Annotated in this window: 18 protein-coding genes and 1 pseudogene; 7 read left to right on the top strand and 12 right to left on the bottom strand. The window is 63.8% G+C overall.

What is annotated here, in order from left to right:
• Positions 1-256: 256 nt before the first annotated feature.
• Both ACQCSY_RS00190 and ACQCSY_RS00185 read right to left on the bottom strand, forming a co-directional pair.
• Positions 257-1600, bottom strand: a complete 1344-nt coding sequence (locus ACQCSY_RS00190; protein WP_427132208.1) for an MFS transporter — start codon at positions 1598-1600, stop codon at positions 257-259.
• A 58-nt stretch (positions 1601-1658) separates the two neighbouring features.
• Positions 1659-2399, bottom strand: coding sequence for a GntR family transcriptional regulator (locus ACQCSY_RS00185; protein ID WP_427132206.1), 741 nt, complete (start codon positions 2397-2399; stop codon positions 1659-1661).
• 267 nt (positions 2400-2666) lie between these two features.
• Here ACQCSY_RS00185 and ACQCSY_RS00180 point away from each other — a divergent pair, with 267 nt between their 5' ends.
• Genes ACQCSY_RS00180 through ACQCSY_RS00170 form a run of 3 tightly spaced genes read left to right on the top strand, consistent with a single transcriptional unit; the run spans position 2667 to position 4033 of the window.
• Positions 2667-2858 carry a hypothetical protein gene (locus tag ACQCSY_RS00180; RefSeq protein ID WP_427132205.1) on the top strand — a complete coding sequence of 64 codons (192 nt, stop codon included), beginning with the start codon at positions 2667-2669 and terminating at the stop codon, positions 2856-2858.
• A 57-nt stretch (positions 2859-2915) separates the two neighbouring features.
• Positions 2916-3644, top strand: coding sequence for a hypothetical protein (locus ACQCSY_RS00175; protein ID WP_427132203.1), 729 nt, complete (start codon positions 2916-2918; stop codon positions 3642-3644).
• The gene (locus tag ACQCSY_RS00170) at positions 3530-4033 is read left to right on the top strand and encodes a hypothetical protein (protein ID WP_427136010.1); all 504 of its coding nucleotides are present in this window, start codon (positions 3530-3532) and stop codon (positions 4031-4033) included. Before ACQCSY_RS00175 ends, ACQCSY_RS00170 begins: the two co-directional genes overlap by 115 nt.
• A gap of 126 nt (positions 4034-4159) precedes the next feature.
• Here the strand turns inward: ACQCSY_RS00170 and ACQCSY_RS00165 are convergent, their stop codons facing one another.
• The 7 genes and pseudogenes from ACQCSY_RS00165 to ACQCSY_RS00135 form a co-directional block, all read right to left on the bottom strand.
• A complete protein-coding gene (locus ACQCSY_RS00165) occupies positions 4160-5116 on the bottom strand; it encodes an IS1595 family transposase (protein WP_427132201.1) in 957 nt (318 codons plus the stop codon).
• A 42-nt stretch (positions 5117-5158) separates the two neighbouring features.
• Positions 5159-5914: a hydantoinase B/oxoprolinase family protein gene (locus ACQCSY_RS00160; RefSeq protein WP_427136009.1), complete on the bottom strand. Its 756-nt coding sequence runs from the start codon at positions 5912-5914 to the stop codon at positions 5159-5161.
• Positions 5915-6038: 124 nt separating this feature from the next.
• Positions 6039-6839 (bottom strand): IclR family transcriptional regulator, encoded by an 801-nt coding sequence (locus tag ACQCSY_RS00155; RefSeq protein WP_427132200.1) that lies wholly within the window; start codon positions 6837-6839, stop codon positions 6039-6041.
• A 187-nt stretch (positions 6840-7026) separates the two neighbouring features.
• A complete protein-coding gene (locus ACQCSY_RS00150; protein WP_427132199.1) occupies positions 7027-7755 on the bottom strand; it encodes an aldehyde dehydrogenase family protein in 729 nt (242 codons plus the stop codon).
• A 124-nt stretch (positions 7756-7879) separates the two neighbouring features.
• Positions 7880-8497, bottom strand: a pseudogene (locus ACQCSY_RS00145) (aldehyde dehydrogenase family protein); the annotation flags it as partial.
• Between the two features lie 224 nt (positions 8498-8721).
• The gene (locus ACQCSY_RS00140; protein WP_427132198.1) at positions 8722-9396 is read right to left on the bottom strand and encodes a GntR family transcriptional regulator; all 675 of its coding nucleotides are present in this window, start codon (positions 9394-9396) and stop codon (positions 8722-8724) included.
• Positions 9397-9468: 72 nt separating this feature from the next.
• The gene (locus ACQCSY_RS00135; protein WP_427132196.1) at positions 9469-10380 is read right to left on the bottom strand and encodes a proline dehydrogenase family protein; all 912 of its coding nucleotides are present in this window, start codon (positions 10378-10380) and stop codon (positions 9469-9471) included.
• A gap of 408 nt (positions 10381-10788) precedes the next feature.
• Between ACQCSY_RS00135 and ACQCSY_RS00130 the strand changes: the two genes are divergently transcribed.
• Positions 10789-12129, top strand: coding sequence for an MFS transporter (locus ACQCSY_RS00130; RefSeq protein WP_427132194.1), 1341 nt, complete (start codon positions 10789-10791; stop codon positions 12127-12129).
• On the opposite strand, the gene ACQCSY_RS00125 is transcribed toward ACQCSY_RS00130, so the two are convergent.
• The 3 genes from ACQCSY_RS00125 to ACQCSY_RS00115 are packed head-to-tail and all read right to left on the bottom strand — an operon-like array spanning position 12107 to position 13672.
• Positions 12107-13159 carry a tyrosine-type recombinase/integrase gene (locus ACQCSY_RS00125; protein WP_427132193.1) on the bottom strand — a complete coding sequence of 351 codons (1053 nt, stop codon included), beginning with the start codon at positions 13157-13159 and terminating at the stop codon, positions 12107-12109. The genes ACQCSY_RS00130 and ACQCSY_RS00125 overlap by 23 nt on opposite strands.
• Positions 13156-13464 carry a hypothetical protein gene (locus tag ACQCSY_RS00120; RefSeq protein WP_427132191.1) on the bottom strand — a complete coding sequence of 103 codons (309 nt, stop codon included), beginning with the start codon at positions 13462-13464 and terminating at the stop codon, positions 13156-13158. The genes ACQCSY_RS00125 and ACQCSY_RS00120 overlap by 4 nt, the downstream gene beginning before the upstream one ends.
• Before the next feature lie 7 nt (positions 13465-13471).
• The gene (locus tag ACQCSY_RS00115) at positions 13472-13672 is read right to left on the bottom strand and encodes a hypothetical protein (protein WP_427131100.1); all 201 of its coding nucleotides are present in this window, start codon (positions 13670-13672) and stop codon (positions 13472-13474) included.
• 63 nt (positions 13673-13735) lie between these two features.
• Between ACQCSY_RS00115 and ACQCSY_RS00110 the strand changes: the two genes are divergently transcribed.
• The 3 genes from ACQCSY_RS00110 to ACQCSY_RS00100 are packed head-to-tail and all read left to right on the top strand — an operon-like array spanning position 13736 to position 16609.
• The gene (locus tag ACQCSY_RS00110; protein WP_427131098.1) at positions 13736-14308 is read left to right on the top strand and encodes a hypothetical protein; all 573 of its coding nucleotides are present in this window, start codon (positions 13736-13738) and stop codon (positions 14306-14308) included.
• 49 nt (positions 14309-14357) lie between these two features.
• Positions 14358-15803: a DDE-type integrase/transposase/recombinase gene (locus tag ACQCSY_RS00105; protein ID WP_427131096.1), complete on the top strand. Its 1446-nt coding sequence runs from the start codon at positions 14358-14360 to the stop codon at positions 15801-15803.
• Positions 15800-16609, top strand: coding sequence for an ExeA family protein (locus ACQCSY_RS00100; protein WP_427131094.1), 810 nt, complete (start codon positions 15800-15802; stop codon positions 16607-16609). Before ACQCSY_RS00105 ends, ACQCSY_RS00100 begins: the two co-directional genes overlap by 4 nt.
• Positions 16610-16639 lie beyond the last annotated feature (30 nt).

The raw sequence follows: 16639 nt of genomic DNA, 5'->3' as shown, positions 1-16639 counted from the left end.
TCCCGTCGCAACCCAGCAAGAAGTCTGACAATCGAGCACTTCTTCCAACCACCTCGACATGACGCCGATAACCGGACGTTCCGCCAAGCTGAGGTCCCCTCCGCGGCGTAGCGGTGCTGCCCGTTCTGCTCCGCGGTCGGGCTTGAAAGAATTCTCGCATGGAACAGCCTGGGGCCAAGATTGTGGGCGGGTCCGAGTGGATCCTCAGGATTCGTGCGGAAATAGTCGGCAGCGCTCCCCGGATATGGCGACCTTCTCAAGGCGGGTGCGGGGATCGCCTTCCCTGCAAGGAGGACGCTTCCTGCAGCCCAAGTCCCCGGGTTTCCGGTGCCATGCGCAGGCTGACAAGGAACCCAACCAATGTGACGCCGGCGGCGATTAGCATGGTTGGGCCGATGCCCAGTTCGGTCAGGGAGAGTGGAACGAGGTATGTTCCTGCCGCTGCGCCAATCCGGCTCAGGGAGGATGCGAGTCCAACGGCGGTGCCGCGTATCTCAGTGGGGAAGAGTTCGTTGGGGTAGACCCATTGCAGGATCTGGGTTCCGCCGATGAGGAGCGCGTACGCGGCGAAGAGGATCATAGTCACGATGGGGGATGACTGGGGAAAGAGGCCCAGTCCCAGAAGGGCAAGGCCGGACCACAGGAAGCTGTGGAGGATCACCTTTCTGCGGCCGAGGCGGTTGATCAGCAGGACGAACACCAACGTCCCCAGCAGGAAGAGGATCGTGATGAACGCGGATCCGACGTTGGCCATGGATCCGCCAAGTCCGAGCGCGTCGAGGATCCTGGGGGCGAAGGCGTAGATCGCGAACAGCGGAATGATGGAACAGGTCCAGAAAACGGAAATGAAGAAGATACGCCCACCGTACCCGGACCGGAACAGGACGCTGGCATTCACGTGCTCGCCCGGGACCGCGCCGAAGCTTTCCAGTCTCACGCCTTCACCGAAGACCTTGGCCACGACGGCTTTCGCTTCCTTCAAACGGCCCTTATTAGCCAGCCATCGGGGAGACTCCGGAGTGCCATGCCGGAGGATGAGGAAAACCACGGCTGGCAGGGTGGCGCTTGCCAGCATCCATCGCCACCCATCAGGTCCCGCCTGCAGAAGCAACTCGCCTACGATGTAGGCAGCTGCAGCGCCCACAAACCACATGACGATCAGGCCACCCACCAGTGGTCCCCTGTATTTTCTTGGAGTGAACTCCACCAGCAGCGAGGTTGCGATCGGATAATCGGCGCCCACCGCGATGCCAATCAGGAGCCGGAGCACGAACAGCCAGATAGCTTCCTGAACCCAAAACTGAAGAGCCGAGCACAGGACGATCGCGGCGAGGTCGAGCGTGTAGAGGGTTTGTCGTCCGAACTTATCGGTCAGCCATCCGCCGAGGAATCCGCCAATGAAGATTCCTACGAGCGCGGAGGCGCCGATGAGGCCTTCCCAGTAGAGCGTCAGCTCCAGTTGTGGAGCCGCTTGGACCAGTGCAATTCCGATGATGCTCAGGACGTAGCCATCAAGGAAGGGACCGCCGGCTGAATAGACGGCCAGCCGTTTATGGAAACTGTTGAGGGGAAGGTCCTCTACGTTTATTGATGGTGACATCACCTTGAGTGTCCTCCAAAAGACCAATCCTGACGAGATCGCTCCGGGGGACTAATGCCTAGTGGGGAACGAGGCGCTTCTCGAGGCGCTGGCGCGCGCTGGCCAGGGATTGCTTGGTCAGCTTGGTGGCTTCCTTGGCATCCCTTGCCCGGGCGGCTTCCAGGATGGCGGGTTGCGGGGTCCAGAGGCTGTCGTCGTCGTGCTCGATTGCTTCTGTGGCACCTATGACTTTGTACGGCCGGCACTGAAGCCAGAGGTTCTCTATGACCTGCAACAGCACCGGGTTGCCGCCTGCGGAATACAACGTGCGCAGCAGGTCTTCGTCGTCGTCCAGGGCGTCCCACACGCGGCGTTCTTTGACTGCTTTTTGCATACGGGCGCAGGCTGCTTCCATGCGCGCCAAGTCAGCGTCAGAGACGTTGGCGGCGCCGCGCCGGGCGGCCTCAGTTTCCAATGTGGCCCGTACTTCGTAGATATGGATCAGTTCACCGACGGTAAATTCACGAACCACTGCGCCCCGGTGGGCGGCCACGCGTGTAGCAAGCCCGGTCTCTTCAAGCCGGCGGATGGCCTCCCGGACGGGCATCACGCTCGTGCCAACCAATTCTGCAACGTCCCGGACCCTTAGGGGGGAGCCCCCGGCCAATTCGCCGGTGAGAATGGCGGTGCGCAGGGCCTCGTAGACCTGATCTGCCACAAGGGTGGGCGTGATCGAAAAGGCAGGGGATGACCCGGACTGCGGTCCCAGCAAGGCCTTCTTGATCTCCTGTTGTTGAGCAGCTTCAACTTTTTCTATCATGGGAACGATCCTATGGCGAGTCGTGTGGTTTTGCTCCCATTGAGGGTGTCGGTGGTCATGCCCACAGCTGAACTTGTTCCAAAAATCTTCCGCCCATCTATTGCGTGATTTGTGATCACATATCTAAAATAGAACCAGAGGCGGAAGGCACGCCAGAGGGAATCCAAGAAAGCAGTACCGGCACCCAGCCGATACCACATCACCCGACAGAGGCCGGGCTCAGGGACAAGACTTGTCCAAAGCCACTAAGACCAGGAAACCGCAGCCATGAAGAAGCTGACAGCCCCAAGAACCACCCAGCAGCGGCTGCACTACGACGCACATCCCGCCCTGAAGCAGGAAGCCGCGGACCGGCGCACATGGATAGGTTGCACCGGTGGAGAGTTTTCGCTGGATTGCCCGTTCTGCTGGAATCCTGAGCCCAGCCGTCAGGGCATCGCGGCAGACCAACTGTACTGATACCCGGTTCATATGCTCCCGGGCAAACCGTTTCCAGGCAGCCTTTCCGGAACGCGTGTGGTTGGTATCGCAGATCGCGTTGGGACGCCGGTGTGGATCTATGATGCCGCCACCATCCGGGCCCAAGTGGATCGTCTCAGACACTTCGACGTGATCCGGTACGCACAAAAGGCAGCATCGAAGGTCCACATCCTTCGCCTCATGCGCGAACTGGGTGTGTTGGTGGATGCCGTGTCTGCTGGCGAGGTCCTTCGGGCGTTGGCCGCCGGATACGCGCCTGGCACGGCTGAGGAACAGATTGTCTTTACAGCAGACCTGCTGGACCGCGAAGCATTGCAGCTGGTGGCCGAGCGACAGATACCGGTCAATGCCGGTTCACCGCAAATGCTGGAGCAGCTAGGGAGGGTCTCGCCCGGACACCCTGTGTGGCTCAGGATTAACCCCGGATTCGGACATGGCCATAGCCGCAAGACGAACACCGGTGGCGATCACAGCAAGCACGGCATCTGGCACGAGCATCTCGCAGAATGCCTGGGCCTGGTAGACCGTCATGGGTTGAAGCTTGTTGGCTTCCATATGCACATCGGCTCAGGCGTGGACTACGCCCACCTGGAACGGTATGCGAGGCCATGGTTCAGCAGGTCAAGCGGCACGGCCGTGACCTTGAGGCAATATCGGCCGGAGGCGGCCTCTCCATTCCCTACGCTTCGGACGACCCCACTGTTGACACCGAGCGTTACTTCAAAGTTTGGGACACGGCCAGGCGACAAATCAGTGATTTCCTAGGCCACAGCGTCAGGCTGGAAATTGCACCGGGTCGATTCCTGGTGGCGGAGTCAGGAGTGTTGGCCTCCGAAGTCAGGGCGATTAAGCAGGTGGACCTCAAGCGTTTTGTTCTGGTAAACGCTGGCTTCAATGACCTCGTCCGTCCGGTGATGTACCGCAGCCGCCACCGAGTCACCATCCTTGCTCCTGACGGATCAACCCGCTCAGGCCCGCTAACCGGCGTCGTACTCGCTGGGCCGCCCTGCGAGGCAGGCGACGTCTTTACGCAGTCCGAGGCGGGTGACGTTCAGACCATGCAATTGCCAGAAGCCGCGGTGGGCGATCTGGCCGTCATGACACCGGCGCCTACGGATCCAGCATGTCGTCAAACTACAATTCCCGCCCGCTGATACCTGAGGTCCTCGTCGACGGCGACACGACCATGCTGATACGGCGTTGCCAAACGGTTCGCGAACTTATCAGCCTCGAAACCGAGGCAGCAGGCGACCTTCATTAGACTTCTAGTGTGTAGACGGTTAGCTCAGGTCGTGGTTTGGCCCCGGGCCCTGTTCTGCTATTTGGCGATAGGTGGTGGGTGCCTGCTGGGTGCCGAGGCCGAGCAGGGCCTGGAAAGCTGCCATGGGTGTGCCACGCCGGTTGTACCGAAAGGTGAACTCGTCCATGTACACCTGCAGGTGTTCGTTGCTCACTGAGCGGTGGGTTCCTCGGAGCCAGGACTTGAAGTTACTGATCGCGCGATGCACGCGGGGAAGGACCGGGTCGGCATCACCGGCCTTCTTGGCGGCCCGCTGGGAGCGCGGGCGGTAGTCGTAGTCCTCCTTCTTGGCCAACGGTGCGTATCCCATCCAGCCGTCCGTGTGCACTATGGCGCCCGGAGCGACGGTTTCGGCGACGAAACCACACAGCGTCTCGCCGGAGGCGTCGGGGATCACCTTCATCCGTACCCGTCCGGAGCCCATGCCGCGCACTTCCACCGCGACGACAACCAGTGCGGCTTTGGCTGCGAGGTTCCTGCCACCGCGCCGACCGGTCTCACGGCCGCCTACTTGGCATTCGTCGACCTCGACATCACCTGTCAGCAGGGTTCGTTCGGGGTTCACCATGGCCCGGCGCAGCTTGTGCAACATGGTCCAGGCCGTCTGATATCTGGTGAGTCCGAGCTGACGCTGTAACTGCCTGGCGGAGATCCCCGGGGTTCCCGTCGTCATCAGGTAGGCCGCCCAGAACCACAGATGCAGGGCGGTGTGGGTCTTGTGCAGTACCGTGCCGGCGGTCAGCGACACCTGGTAGTGACACCCGGCGCATTCCCACAGTCCGCGCGCGGCCACAGGCCAGGCGATCCGCCCCTGACAGCGGGGGCAAACGTAGCCCTCAGGCCAGCGGCATTCAAACAGGTAGTCCAGACAAGCCTGCTCGTCGCCGAACCTCGCCTGGAAGTCCAGGATCGTCCGCGGAAAATCCGGTCTCGGCATTCACCCAGCCTACCTGAGCTAACCGTCTACCCACTAGACTTCTTACAACGCCGGCTCGTATCCACCTCCGCCTGCGGTCTGAATGGACAGGCTATCGCCCGGGGCGAGCTCCGGCGTCGACATCGCCTCTAGCTCCCGGACTTCTCCGTCCGCGGCCAGCCGCACCACTGCGGGGCGTCCAGGGCTGCCGCCTTCAAGGCCCCACGGCCCTTCGGCAACCCTGGCGGTGGCAACGACGGCGGTGGCGCGCCCACGGGTGAGCGTCAGCTCGCGGATCAAACCGTCGCCGCCTCGGTGGCGACCGTTCCCGCCGGTGCCCCGCGCAACCGCATAGCGTTCGACGCGCAGCGGATATTCGCGTTCGATAACCTCGCAGGGAGTATTCCGGGTGTTGGTCATGTGCGTGTGGGTGGCGTCCGCACCTGCCTGGGAGGGAAGGGCTCCCTGGCCTCCGCCGTAAGTCTCCACGTAGGAGAAGTACCTGCCCGTGACATCATCCTGGCCGCCCACCGTGAGAATGCTCATGCTCCCGCTGGAGGCTGCAGGGACGATGCCAGGGGCGAACGCGTGGAATGCGCCGAGCAGAACGTCGACAATTCGTTGGGACGTCTGCGTGTTGCCATTCGCGACTGGTGCCGGGAAAACGGCCGAGACCAGGGAACCTGGACGGGTCGTGACGGTAATGGGTGCCATCAAGCCCGCGTTGGACGGCAGGGTTGGATCCGCCAGGAGTTTTACGACGTAGGCCACACACGCCTCGGCCATGTTCCGCGGGCGCATCATGGACTTCCTCGCCAGCGGGGCATTGGATGGAGTATCGCTGGACAGCCTCGCCGTCGAGGGCGATTGATTCTCTGACGACGCTGGCGCCCTCGCTACGCGGTGCCGCCGTCGGCGACCCTAAGAAAAGCTGGCGCCCGCGTCAGGCAGGTGCAGCCACGTGGCTGAGGTCCGCGGCTGTCTGGCGCGTGCTGTTGATGAACCGGGAACGTGCATCCTCTGTGGCGGCGCGCTCGAGGGGAACCATGGTGGTGACGACACCGGCGAGGCTGTTTGTCTCGCTGAAGACGGGGGCGCTGACGCCCCAAACGCCGGGTGCGAGGGCGCCGGAGCTGGTTGCGTAGCCGCGCTCCCGGATATTTGAGAGGTCGGCACGGATGGTGGCCTCTGCTTCCCTGCTCAGGAAATGGCTGGCAAGAATCTCGTCGCTTTCCTCATCCGGCAAGAATGCAAGGATGGCTCGTGCACTTGCCCCATTCAAGAGGGGGCGGGAGCGTCCGGCAGCGTAGCTGCAACTGAGTATGTGGGTGCTTTCCACCGATTCTACGCAGAGGGCTTCGCGGCTGCTCTGCACCAGGTAGGCGGCCAGTTCGCCGGTTTCGCGCGACAATTCCTCCAACCTCTGTCTTACCAAACCCTGTGCCAGAGCCTCCTGGTGGTAGTTGTCCGCTAGCCGTATCACTTCAGGTCCGGCCGAGTAGCGGCCGATGACCTGGCTTTCCACCACGAATCCCGCTTGCAGCAAGGTCTGCAGGTGCCGGTAGACGGTGGATGTGGGAAGCCGGAGAAGGCCTGAAATCTGCGTGCTGCTGAGGCTGCGGTGACGGGCGAAGAGGAGCAGGATGGACATCGCCGTTCCGCGTTCGTCCCGCCGTTTGGGGGATGCCGCCAGCGCGGTCTGGCTTGACGGGATGGCTTTTCGGGTGAGGATTCGTTTCTTCATGGGAGAACTTCCGTGGCTGTGTGGAAGGCCGGAGGGGGCAGCAGCCGCCGCCTGAGCATGGTCAGGCGGCGGCTGCTGGAGAGCCGTTGGGAGCGTTGCGAGGGACCCGACGGCGGTTGGAGGCTGAGTGCGCGGACGCGCACCCGGCCGGTCACGGGAGGCCTTGGTCAGTGGGGCCTTAGATTTGTTACTGGGCGAGGTACGGCTGCCGCCATTCGGTGGACGGCGAGAAGTTCTCGTGGATGAACCGGCCGCTGAGCCACCGCTGCAGGGCCAGGCGGGAACCGGCCTTGTCATTGGTGCCGGAGCCGCGGCCGCCGCCAAAGGCGACCTGTCCCATGAGGGCGCCGGTGGGCTTGTCATTGATGTACGTCATGCCGGCGGCGTTGCGGAGCTTGTCCAGGGCAAGCGAGACGGCGCGACGGTCGTTGGCGAAGATGGACAGGGTCAGGGCATAGTTGCTGGTCTGGTCCACCAGGTCCAGGACGGACTCCCATTCGTTGTCCTCGTAGACGTAGACCGTCAGGATGGGGCCGAAGAACTCTTCGCTCATGGTGAACGCGTGGGGATCGGTGGTTTCGAAGATCGTGGGTTCGACGAACCAGCCCTCTTCGGCGTGGACGCTGCCGCCGGCCAGGAGGGTGTGGCTCGGGAGGGCCTTGGCTTTCTCGAGGGCACCTTCCAGCTTGCGGAGCGATGTTTCGTCGATGACTGCTCCGAGGAACGTCTCGTGCTCGGCCACGTCGCCCACGCGGAGCGACTTGACGGTCTCGACGAGTTCGTCCTTGATTTGGTTCCAGATGCTGCGCGGGATGTAGGTGCGTGATGCCGCGGAGCACTTCTGGCCCGAGTACTCGAAGCCACTCCGGATCAGGGCAGCGCGCAGGGCATCGGCGTCGGCGCTCGGGTGTGCCACCACAGCGTTCTTGCCACCCGTTTCGCCTACCAGGCGGGGAAGGAGCGGTACTGGTCGATGTTGTCTCCGGCTTTTTCCAGAGGCTGCGGAAGACGTCCGTGGAACCCGTGAAGGTCAGGCCCGCAAAGTCCGGGTGGCTCATCGCCTGGTCGGAGATCGCACGGCCCGAGCCGTGGACGAGGTTGATCACACCTGGCGGAACGCCGGCTTCCTCGAACATCCGCATGAGGACGTCATTGCTGAGGGCCGCCTTCTCGGAGGGCTTCCAGACAACGGTGTTTCCCATGAGTGCGGCAGTGGTGGGAAGGTTGCTGGCAATGGCGGTGAAGTTGAACGGGGTGATGGCCAGGACGAAGCCTTCCAGGCCGCGCTGGTCCAGCGAGTTGCCTTCGCCCTGCAGGGACTCGGGCTGATCAGCGAAGATCTGCTGGGCGAGGTGGGCGTTGTAGCGGAAGAAGTCCGCTACTTCGCTGGCGGCGTCGATCTCTGCCTGGTGGAACGTCTTGGACTGCCCGAGCATGGTGGTGGCTACCAGTTCGTCACGGTACTTGCCGGCGGCCAGGTTTCCGGCGCGCAGGAAGATCGCGGCCCTTTCCCACCAGGGAGTCCGGGACCAGTCGTGCTGGGCGGCCAGGGCTGCGTCGATCGCAGACTGGACCACTGCCTCATCGGCCGTGGGGATGCGGCCCAATACCTGGGAGTGGCGGTGGGGAGCTGTGACGTTGCGCAGCTCGCCGGTCATGGAGCGTACTCCGTTGATGACGTGGGGCAGGTCGCGGACGCTGGATGTGACCTCGGCGATCATCTTCTTGACCGAGGCCGCCTCCGGTGAGCCGGGACGGAATTCCCGCGACGGCTCGTTATAGGGCGTAGGGACCTTGAAGTTTCCAGTAACGCTGACAGATTGGGTGGACATTATCTGGGTTTCTCCTTTTGGACGTTCCCGGGCCGGGGGCCGCGGGTTGGTTATTGGGTTTCGAGCCGCAGCTCCAGCCGGCGCAGCGCGCTGGCCAGGGAGTCCGCGGTGATAGCGGTGGCGGCGGCGGTGTCGCCGTCGAGTAGTGCCTGGACCAACGCTGGTTGCGGAGTCCAGAGCGTGTTGTCGTTCTTGGCAAGGGCTTCCGTTGCGCCGATCACCTTGTAGGGCCGGCACTGGAGCCACAGCTGTTCGATGGTGCTAACGAGGACGGGATTGCCCGAGGCCCGGTACAGGGTCCGGAGCACATCCTCGTCCAGGTCCAAGGCGTCAATGATGTGCCCTTCGGCAACGGCCTTCTGCATCCTGCCGCACGTGGCTTCCATCTCCCGCAGGCTGCTTCGGCTGACCTGGGGGGCTCCCTGGGTGGCAGCCTGCACCTCGAGGATGGTCCGTACGTCGTAGATGTGGATCAGTTCGGTGGCAGTGAACGTCCTGACCACCGCACCCTTGTGGGGGATGCGGGTGGCCAACCCTGCTTCTTCCAGGCGGCGGATGGCCTCCCGGACCGGCATGACGCTGGTGCCCACCATGGCCGCCAGGTCGCGGACCCGGAGGGGCGACCCGGATTCCAAAGTTCCAGTCAGTACGGCGTTCTCCAGGACCTCGTACACCTGGTCAGCCACCAACGTGGGGGTGACTGGACCGGTCATTTGAAGGCTCATGGACATCTCCGTTTCTAGCTGCACTGCGGTAAACGTGATATTTGATCACATCTCAGCTTACGTCATTCCAGATCAGCCTCCGATGAGGGAGCGAAGGAAGAGCAGCAGGTTGGCTGGTTTCTCCGCCATGCGGCGCATCAGGTACGGGTACCACTGCGTTCCGTAGGGGAGGTACACGCGGACGCGGTATCCGTCGCGGACCAACTCATCCTGCAACTTCCTCCGGACTCCGTACAGCATCTGGAATTCGAAGTCCCGCTTGTCCAGTCCAAGCTCGGCTGCGGTTTCCTTGACGACACCGATGCAGGTGTCGTCGTGGGTTCCGAAGGCCGGGTCCGGCAGGTGCTGAAGCGCCCAGCGGGAAAGATACTTGTATTGCTCGGTGACCTCGTCCGCATCGCACAGTGCAGCGGACGAGGATTCGTCAAAGGCGCCTTTGACAAGACGGATCCGGGGCTTGATGTCCGTGAAGGACAAGAGGTCCTCGGGCGTTTGGCGCATGTTGGCCTGGATGGCCAGCCGGGTGTTGGGATGGTCCGGCAGGATGCTCTTGTAGATGGCGAGGGTTTCCCGGCCCACCGAGCTGTGCTCCATATCCACCTCAACGGTCGCCCCGTGGGTGGTGGCAGCGTTCAGGAGCGCCTTCAGGTTGTTCGCACACTCCTGGGGGTCGATCATGATGCCAAGCTGCGAGAGCTTCACCGAGACGGTCGAGCCCGGGGCCTGGTTTCGAATATTCTCGATGGCGCCCTGGTATTCCTGGGTGGCCGCTTTGGACTGGGCAAGGTGGTGTACCGACTCGCCCAAAAGGTCCAGGCTTACGTCGATACCAGCCCGGTTGAGGGCCTTCGTCGCAGTCCAGGCTTCGTCCAAGCCGCGGCCCGCGACATACCGGTCCACGATGGGGCGGGTCAGCCGGTTGCGCGTGGCAATGGCTTCAAGTTTCTTATTCTCTGCGACATGCAGGAGAAGTCTGTTCGGCATAGGTGCACTTCCTAAGAGTCGCCGCGGTGGGACCGCGGTTCCCGGCTGCCGGCCATTCCCTGGATGCGGGGGCCCGGGCAGTTAATGTGGCCCAACTCTCTTCCGAGTGTTGTGCAAACCACATTATCTTGTGATCACAAATCACACAATGGCTAGTTTTCAATTTCATGAAAAAGACGTTCGGGGCTTGAGGACGGGGGCGTTTCCGTGCTTAGCTCTCTGCTACCACCGGCTTCACATGGATGATGAGCCTGCATCGGCGCGGGTCATGAAACAGGTGGTGGTCCGACCCTTTCGAGTTCGTTTCAGGGCGCCTAGGTGCCCTGCGGAACTTGAATGGATACCCATGTTTTTGAGTCATTGCACTTGTCCTGCCCGCGCGGCCCTTCTCCAGGCGCGGTGTTCACGTTGAGCACTGTCACCCGCGCATCCCGCCACGCAGGCCTTGAAGATGGGTCACTGACGCCCTTCCACCGCAAGCTCACGGTCTATTCCTCCGGCGGCCCCTTCCTGGACGGCTACATCATGTCGATCATCGGGGTGGCCATGCTCCAGATCAGCGACTACATGCACCTCTCGGTTGTGTGGGAGGGCGTCATCGGCGCCTCGGCGCTGGTTGGAATCTTCCTCGGAGGATTCGTCGGGGGGTGGCTCTCGGACCGTTTCGGCCGGCAGGTCCTCTACGCGCTGGACTTGGTCGCGATCATCGTCTGCTCAGTGCTGCAGTTCTGGGTGGAGGGCCCGTGGATGCTGCTGTTGCTGCGCATCGGAGTGGGCATTGCAGTGGGAGCCGACTATCCGATTGCCACGACTCTCTTGACCGAGTTCCTCCCGCGCCGTCACCGCGGTCCCGCAATTTCCTTCCTCATGATCATGTGGTTCCTGGGTGCCGCTGTTGCCTATGTGGTGGGTGAATGGATCAGCGGACTGGGTGGCGAAAGTTGGCGGTGGATGCTGGCCAGCGCGGCCCTTCCTGCCCTCGTTATTGTCTGCCTGCGGCACGGCACACCTGAGTCGCCGCGTTGGCTCATCCAGAAGGGGCGGCTTGCGGAAGCAGAAGCTGTGCTCAAGAAGGTCTTTGGGCCCTCAGCCAACATCAATGACCTCGAAGAACAACAGGGCGGATCCGTCAGCGCACGGGACCTGCTCAAGTCCGGCTACTTGGGCCGCGTGGCATTCGTGACCACGTTCTGGACCTGCTCCATCGTTCCGCTCTTTGCGGTCTACGCCTTCGGCCCCCGCATACTGCAATCGATGGGATTCGATGAAGACAGCGCCAACACCGGAACTGCCGTAATCAACTTCCTGTTCCTCGCCGGATGCCTCATCTGCACGGTCTTTATCAACCGTTCCGGCCGCCGAAAGCTGGTCATTCAGAGTTTCCTCTGGTCCGGAGCTGCCCTACTGGCCCTCGGCCTGTTCCCGGGAGCCCCGGGACCGGTGATCCTGGCCCTGTTCGCCGCCTACGCCATCGCAATCGGAGGCGCCCAGATCCTCCAGTTCGTCTACCCGAATGAGCTCTTTCCCACATCCATCCGGGGGAGTGCAGTGGGCCTTGCGTCCTCCCTCAGCCGCATCGGGGCTGCAGCGGGAACGTATCTTGTTCCGGTGATGCTCACGGATCTCGGCATTGGCCCCACCATGCTGATTATGCCGGGGAAAACGTTAAGCCGAAGAAGGGCGGTGTGGCCCCGCGGTTCCGGGGAACGCCGGCTTGTTCCTCGGCTTAGCGTTTCGCGGGATATCTGAGGGTATAGAGCATTTGCAGTTTCTCCTCGCTGAGCCATTCCCCGTCTGACCGGCTGATGGCGGGGGTGGCGGCGTTCATGGCTTGTTTCATCATCTCGAGGGTGGCGAACGCGTAGAACGCTGAGGTGGTGCTCATGCTTTCGTGACCGAGCAGTTGCATGATGATGGGCAGCGGGATGCCTTGTTTGTAGAGGTCCATGGCCTTTGTTTTGCGCAGCATGTGGCAATTGAGCTTGGCGGGGATTGAGGGGCAGGCGTCCCTGGCGGTGTCTCCGGCTTTCTTGAGTACTGCCGAGACGGTGTCCACGGAGAGCGGCGTCGCTACTCCGAGGTGGAGGCTGTTGAACAGCGGACGGGCCGCGGGCAGCCTGCTGTGGTTGGGGTGGAACTCATTGAGGTAGACCTTGAGGTGTTCAACGGTTTTATCGCCTAACGGGACGAGGCGGCTTTTGTCCCTTTTGCCGGTCAGCGTCAGGTGGGCCGGCTTCGTCAGGGCCAGGTTCCCGAGCGTGAGGGCGGTGATCTCGCTGACGCGGGCACCGGTGTCATAGAGGAGTATGAGCAGCATCCGGTTCCGGCGGGTTTTCACGCTTGAACCGTCAAAAGCGGCAAGGATCGCTCTTGTTTCCTTTTCCTCAAGGTACTCGATGGGCTTTCTCGGTTGGCGTGGTGCCTTCAATGTTTTGGCGGCTTCATGGAGCGCGGCCAGTCCGAGGTCTTCCTGCGAGACGTAGGCCAGGAATGCCTTGATGGCAGTCAGGCGCAGGTTCACGGTCCTGGGCTGGTATTTCTTTGTCTCGCGCAGCCAGACGATCCAGTCCTTGAGGAACGTCCTTTCGAAATGATCGAAGCTGATGTCCTTGCGTTGGATGCCCTTTTCGGCGACGAGGTAGCCGACGTAGCATTCCAGGGAGATCCTGTACGCTTCGACGGTTTTCGGGGACATCGCCCTGACCTTGGGCATGTAGTCGTGCAGGTAGTTTCTGGCGTATCCGAAGAAGTTCGGGAGCGCGTTCTTGTCGCGTTTCATTCAAATCCCACCTCTGGCAGCAGGCACTGGCCTTCACGGGCCATCCCGGCGTAGGCGTTCATGAAGTCCGGGGAGGTGTGGATGTAGTAGTAGGTGCTATCCAGTGAGGCGTGGCCCATGTAACGGGACAGGTACGGCAGCATTGAGTCCACGTCGATGCCGCCGGCCATCCATCGTTCGATGTTCGTGTAAGCGAAGTGATGGCGGAAGTCATAGGGCCGCGGGCGTTTGCCCGCAGTGGCCCGTGACAGCCCGGCCAGGTCCCAGATCCTGTTGAATGCAACCCCCACGGCTGCCGGTGTCACCGGGGTGTTATGCGTCGCAGGGTTTGGCGGTGGGGGCGTCTTTGCCGGTGACGATGCAGGTTTTCCCCGGGGTGTCTTGATTTAGTGCCGTTGGCGGCGTCAGGCTGACGATGACCGGATAGGACGAACGGCCCGGCGTGAGGTTTCGAAGGTCCACGCCGGGCCGTTCTGACGCGTAAAGGGCGCGCTGATGCTCACGGTAAATCATGATGCTTTCTCTGTCGAGTCGGATCTTCTGACCGGACGTCTGGCCTGCCCGGGATGCCGGGGTGTGCTGCGCCCGTGGGGGTGGGCGCGGGAGCGCCGGATCCGCCATGGCACCGGCATGGGTCAGGACCTGCAAAACCACCGTCCGCGCCGCGGACGCTGCGCCGGGTGCTCGGGCACCCATGTGCTCCTGGGCGTGGAACTGGCGGCCCGAAGGGCCGATGAGGCGGCGGTGATCGCCGCCGCCGTCGAGGCCAAAACCGCCGCGGGCCACGGGCACCGGAGGATCGCGGCCCGGCTGGGCCGGCCCGCGTCCACGGTGCGCGGCTGGCTGCGCTCTTTCGCGGCCTCCGCCGGCCCGATCCTGCGCGCCTTCACCGCACTGGCCCACCGCGACGGGGCCGATCCTGCCGGGCTCTGGCCCGCCCCGGCCCGGACCCCGGCAGGGGCGGCGCTGGCCGCGGTCACCGCATACGCGTCGGTGCTCGCGGACCGGTTCGCCGTCGCCGCGCTGCCGTGGCAGAGCACCGGGCTCGCCGCGTCCGGCCCGTTCTTCTTCAGCACCGGACGGTGGCAACACGAATTGGCCCTTACCCCGGCCGCCGGGGACGGCAAGGGTGAAGGAAGCTCCGGCTGACCTGGCCGGGGCCATCGCATTCTGAGCCTTTTGAAAGGACAGCGTCCCCATGACAGACGCCAAACCGAAGCGCGGGCCCCTGGCCCGGAAGGACCGGGCGGAGAAGACCGCCCTGTTCCGCTACCAGCTGATCCGCGGCGCCGCGGACAAAACCCTGACCTGCCGCCAGCGCGGGCCCATGGTCCGGGCCCTGGCCGCCGCCGAGCATACCGGCCCGGACGGGCAGCCCGTGCGCTACTCGCGCGAAACCCTGGACCGGTGGATCGGTGCCTGGCAGCGTGAGGGGTTCGACGGGCTCAAGCCGCGGGAAAGGGCCGCCGGCCCGGTGACCCCGGCGACCGTGCTGTCCCTGGCCGCGACGCTGAAGCTTGAGCGTCCGCACCGCACCGCGGCCCAGGTCCGCCGGATCATGGCAGAGACCCTCGGGGACGCCCCGTCGGAGTCGACGCTGCTGCGCCATTTCCGCACCCTGGATATCCCCACCGGCACGCAGGCGCAGGCCACGGGCCGGTTCGAAGCGACGGCCCCGAATGAAATCTGGGTGGGTGACGGGCTGCACGGGCCCCGGATCTGCGGCCGGAAAACCTACCTCTTCGCGTTCCTGGATGATCATTCCCGGTTGGTCACCGCGGCCCGCTGGGCGTTCGCCGAAGACGCCGTGAGGCTCTCGGCGGCGCTGCGGCCGGCCCTGCAGACCCACGGAATCCCCGACGCGGTCTACGTGGACAATGGCAGTGCTTTTGTCGACGCGTCCCTGGCCAGGATCTGCGCGAGGCTGGGCATGAAACTGATCCATTCCAGGCCCTACCGGCCCCAGGGCAGGGGCAAGATCGAACGCCTGTTCAATACGGTGACCTCCCAGTTCCTCTCCGAGATCACCGTGATCGACGCCCCGGTCCAGACGCCCGTTCCGGGCACCGGGGAAGATCCTGCCGGCAGCGCGGTCACCTCGCTGGAGGAGCTGAACGCCTTGTTCACCTCCTGGGTGCAGATGGTCTACCACCGCGCCGTGCACTCCACCACCGGTCAGACGCCGTTGGCCCGGTGGGACGCCGGCTGGGAAAACCGGCGCCCGGACCGCCGGGACCCGGACGTGATCGCCGAAGCGTTCCGCTGGTCCGCGACCCGCAAGGTCACCAAAACCGCGACGGTGTCCCTGCAGGGCAACACCTACCAGGTCGACCCGTCCCTGGCCGGTGCCCGCATCGAGCTGGTCTATGACCCGTTCGATCTCACCGGCCCGGTCGCCGTGACCGCCGCCGGCGGCGTCCCGGCAGGGGAAGCGGTCCTGCTCGAGATCCGCCGCCATGTCCACCCCAAGGCCGTCAACGCCACCAAAGACGCCGACACCGGCGCGAAGAACGCGGCCTCGGGCATCGATTACCTGCGCCTGGTCGAAACCCGCCACAAAACCGCGATGACAGGCGCCCCGATCAGCTTCGAGAAAATGGCTGCCACCGGCGCCCCGGCCATGGCCGCGGGAGGGACCCTGTGATCGAGAACCTGCAAACGCACTATGGTTTCACGGCCATGCCCTTCGGCCGCTCCATACCGGTGCAGGCGCTGCACCCGCACCCCGGGCACCGCGAGGCGGTCGCCCGGATCCAGTGGTGCGTGGACCAGCGCCAGACGGGGGTGATCACCGGGGAAGTCGGCGCCGGCAAGACCGTGGCCGTGCGCGCGGCCCTGGCCCAGCTTGAGGCGTCCCGGCACCAGGTGATCTACGTTGCGGACCCCACGGTCGGGATGCGCGGGATCCAGTCCCAGATCGTCACCGCCCTGGGCGGACAGCCCGCCTTTTATTCCGGGGTGCTGGCGCATCAGACCGCGTCCCTGCTCGCCGGGGAACTGGACGAACGCGCCCGCCTGCCCGTGGTCGTGATCGACGAGGCCCACCTGCTGGCGAACACCGACCTGGAAGCGCTGCGAATGCTCACGAACAGCGGACTAGATACCGGCTCCCACTTCGCGCTGCTGCTCATCGGCCAGCCCACGCTGCGCCGGCGGCTCAAACTCGCGGTCCTGGCCGCCCTGGACCAGCGGGTTTCCACCCGGTTCGCGATCACCGGAATGGATCTGACCGAGACCGCAGCCTACATCCGCCACCACCTCAAATACGCGGGCAGATCCGACACCCTGTTCTCCGATGACGCGGTCGCCGCGATCCACCAGGGCTCGCGCGGCTACCCCCGGGCAGTGAACAACCTCGCAGTGTCCGCCCTGATCGCGACCTACGCGGCGGGCAAGGCCATCGTGGACCTCTCCGCGGCCCAGTCCGCGATCACGGAGAACAGCGAGTAAAACACGCCGTCACCAATGACCACCGCCGCG

Origin of the sequence: Pseudarthrobacter sp. S9 (assembly GCF_050156545.1) — a bacterium.
Classification (GTDB): domain Bacteria; phylum Actinomycetota; class Actinomycetes; order Actinomycetales; family Micrococcaceae; genus Arthrobacter.
The sequence above is the reverse complement of the archived record's forward strand: the minus strand, read 5'-3'. Positions and strand labels throughout refer to the sequence as shown.

Bases quoted from the DNA above. Each gene is read 5' to 3' on its own strand.
- ACQCSY_RS00165 (WP_427132201.1), bottom strand. From the start codon at position 5,116: ATGCCGAGACCGGATTTTCCGCGGACGATCCTGGACTTCCAGGCGAGG.
- ACQCSY_RS00140 (WP_427132198.1), bottom strand. From the start codon at position 9,396: ATGAGCCTTCAAATGACCGGTCCAGTCACCCCCACGTTGGTGGCTGAC.
- ACQCSY_RS00155 (WP_427132200.1), bottom strand. From the start codon at position 6,839: ATGAAGAAACGAATCCTCACCCGAAAAGCCATCCCGTCAAGCCAGACC.
- ACQCSY_RS00105 (WP_427131096.1), top strand. From the start codon at position 14,358: ATGACAGACGCCAAACCGAAGCGCGGGCCCCTGGCCCGGAAGGACCGG.
- ACQCSY_RS00180 (WP_427132205.1), top strand. From the start codon at position 2,667: ATGAAGAAGCTGACAGCCCCAAGAACCACCCAGCAGCGGCTGCACTAC.
- ACQCSY_RS00185 (WP_427132206.1), bottom strand. From the start codon at position 2,399: ATGATAGAAAAAGTTGAAGCTGCTCAACAACAGGAGATCAAGAAGGCC.
- ACQCSY_RS00135 (WP_427132196.1), bottom strand. From the start codon at position 10,380: ATGCCGAACAGACTTCTCCTGCATGTCGCAGAGAATAAGAAACTTGAA.
- ACQCSY_RS00190 (WP_427132208.1), bottom strand. From the start codon at position 1,600: ATGTCACCATCAATAAACGTAGAGGACCTTCCCCTCAACAGTTTCCAT.
- ACQCSY_RS00115 (WP_427131100.1), bottom strand. From the start codon at position 13,672: ATGATTTACCGTGAGCATCAGCGCGCCCTTTACGCGTCAGAACGGCCC.
- ACQCSY_RS00125 (WP_427132193.1), bottom strand. From the start codon at position 13,159: ATGAAACGCGACAAGAACGCGCTCCCGAACTTCTTCGGATACGCCAGA.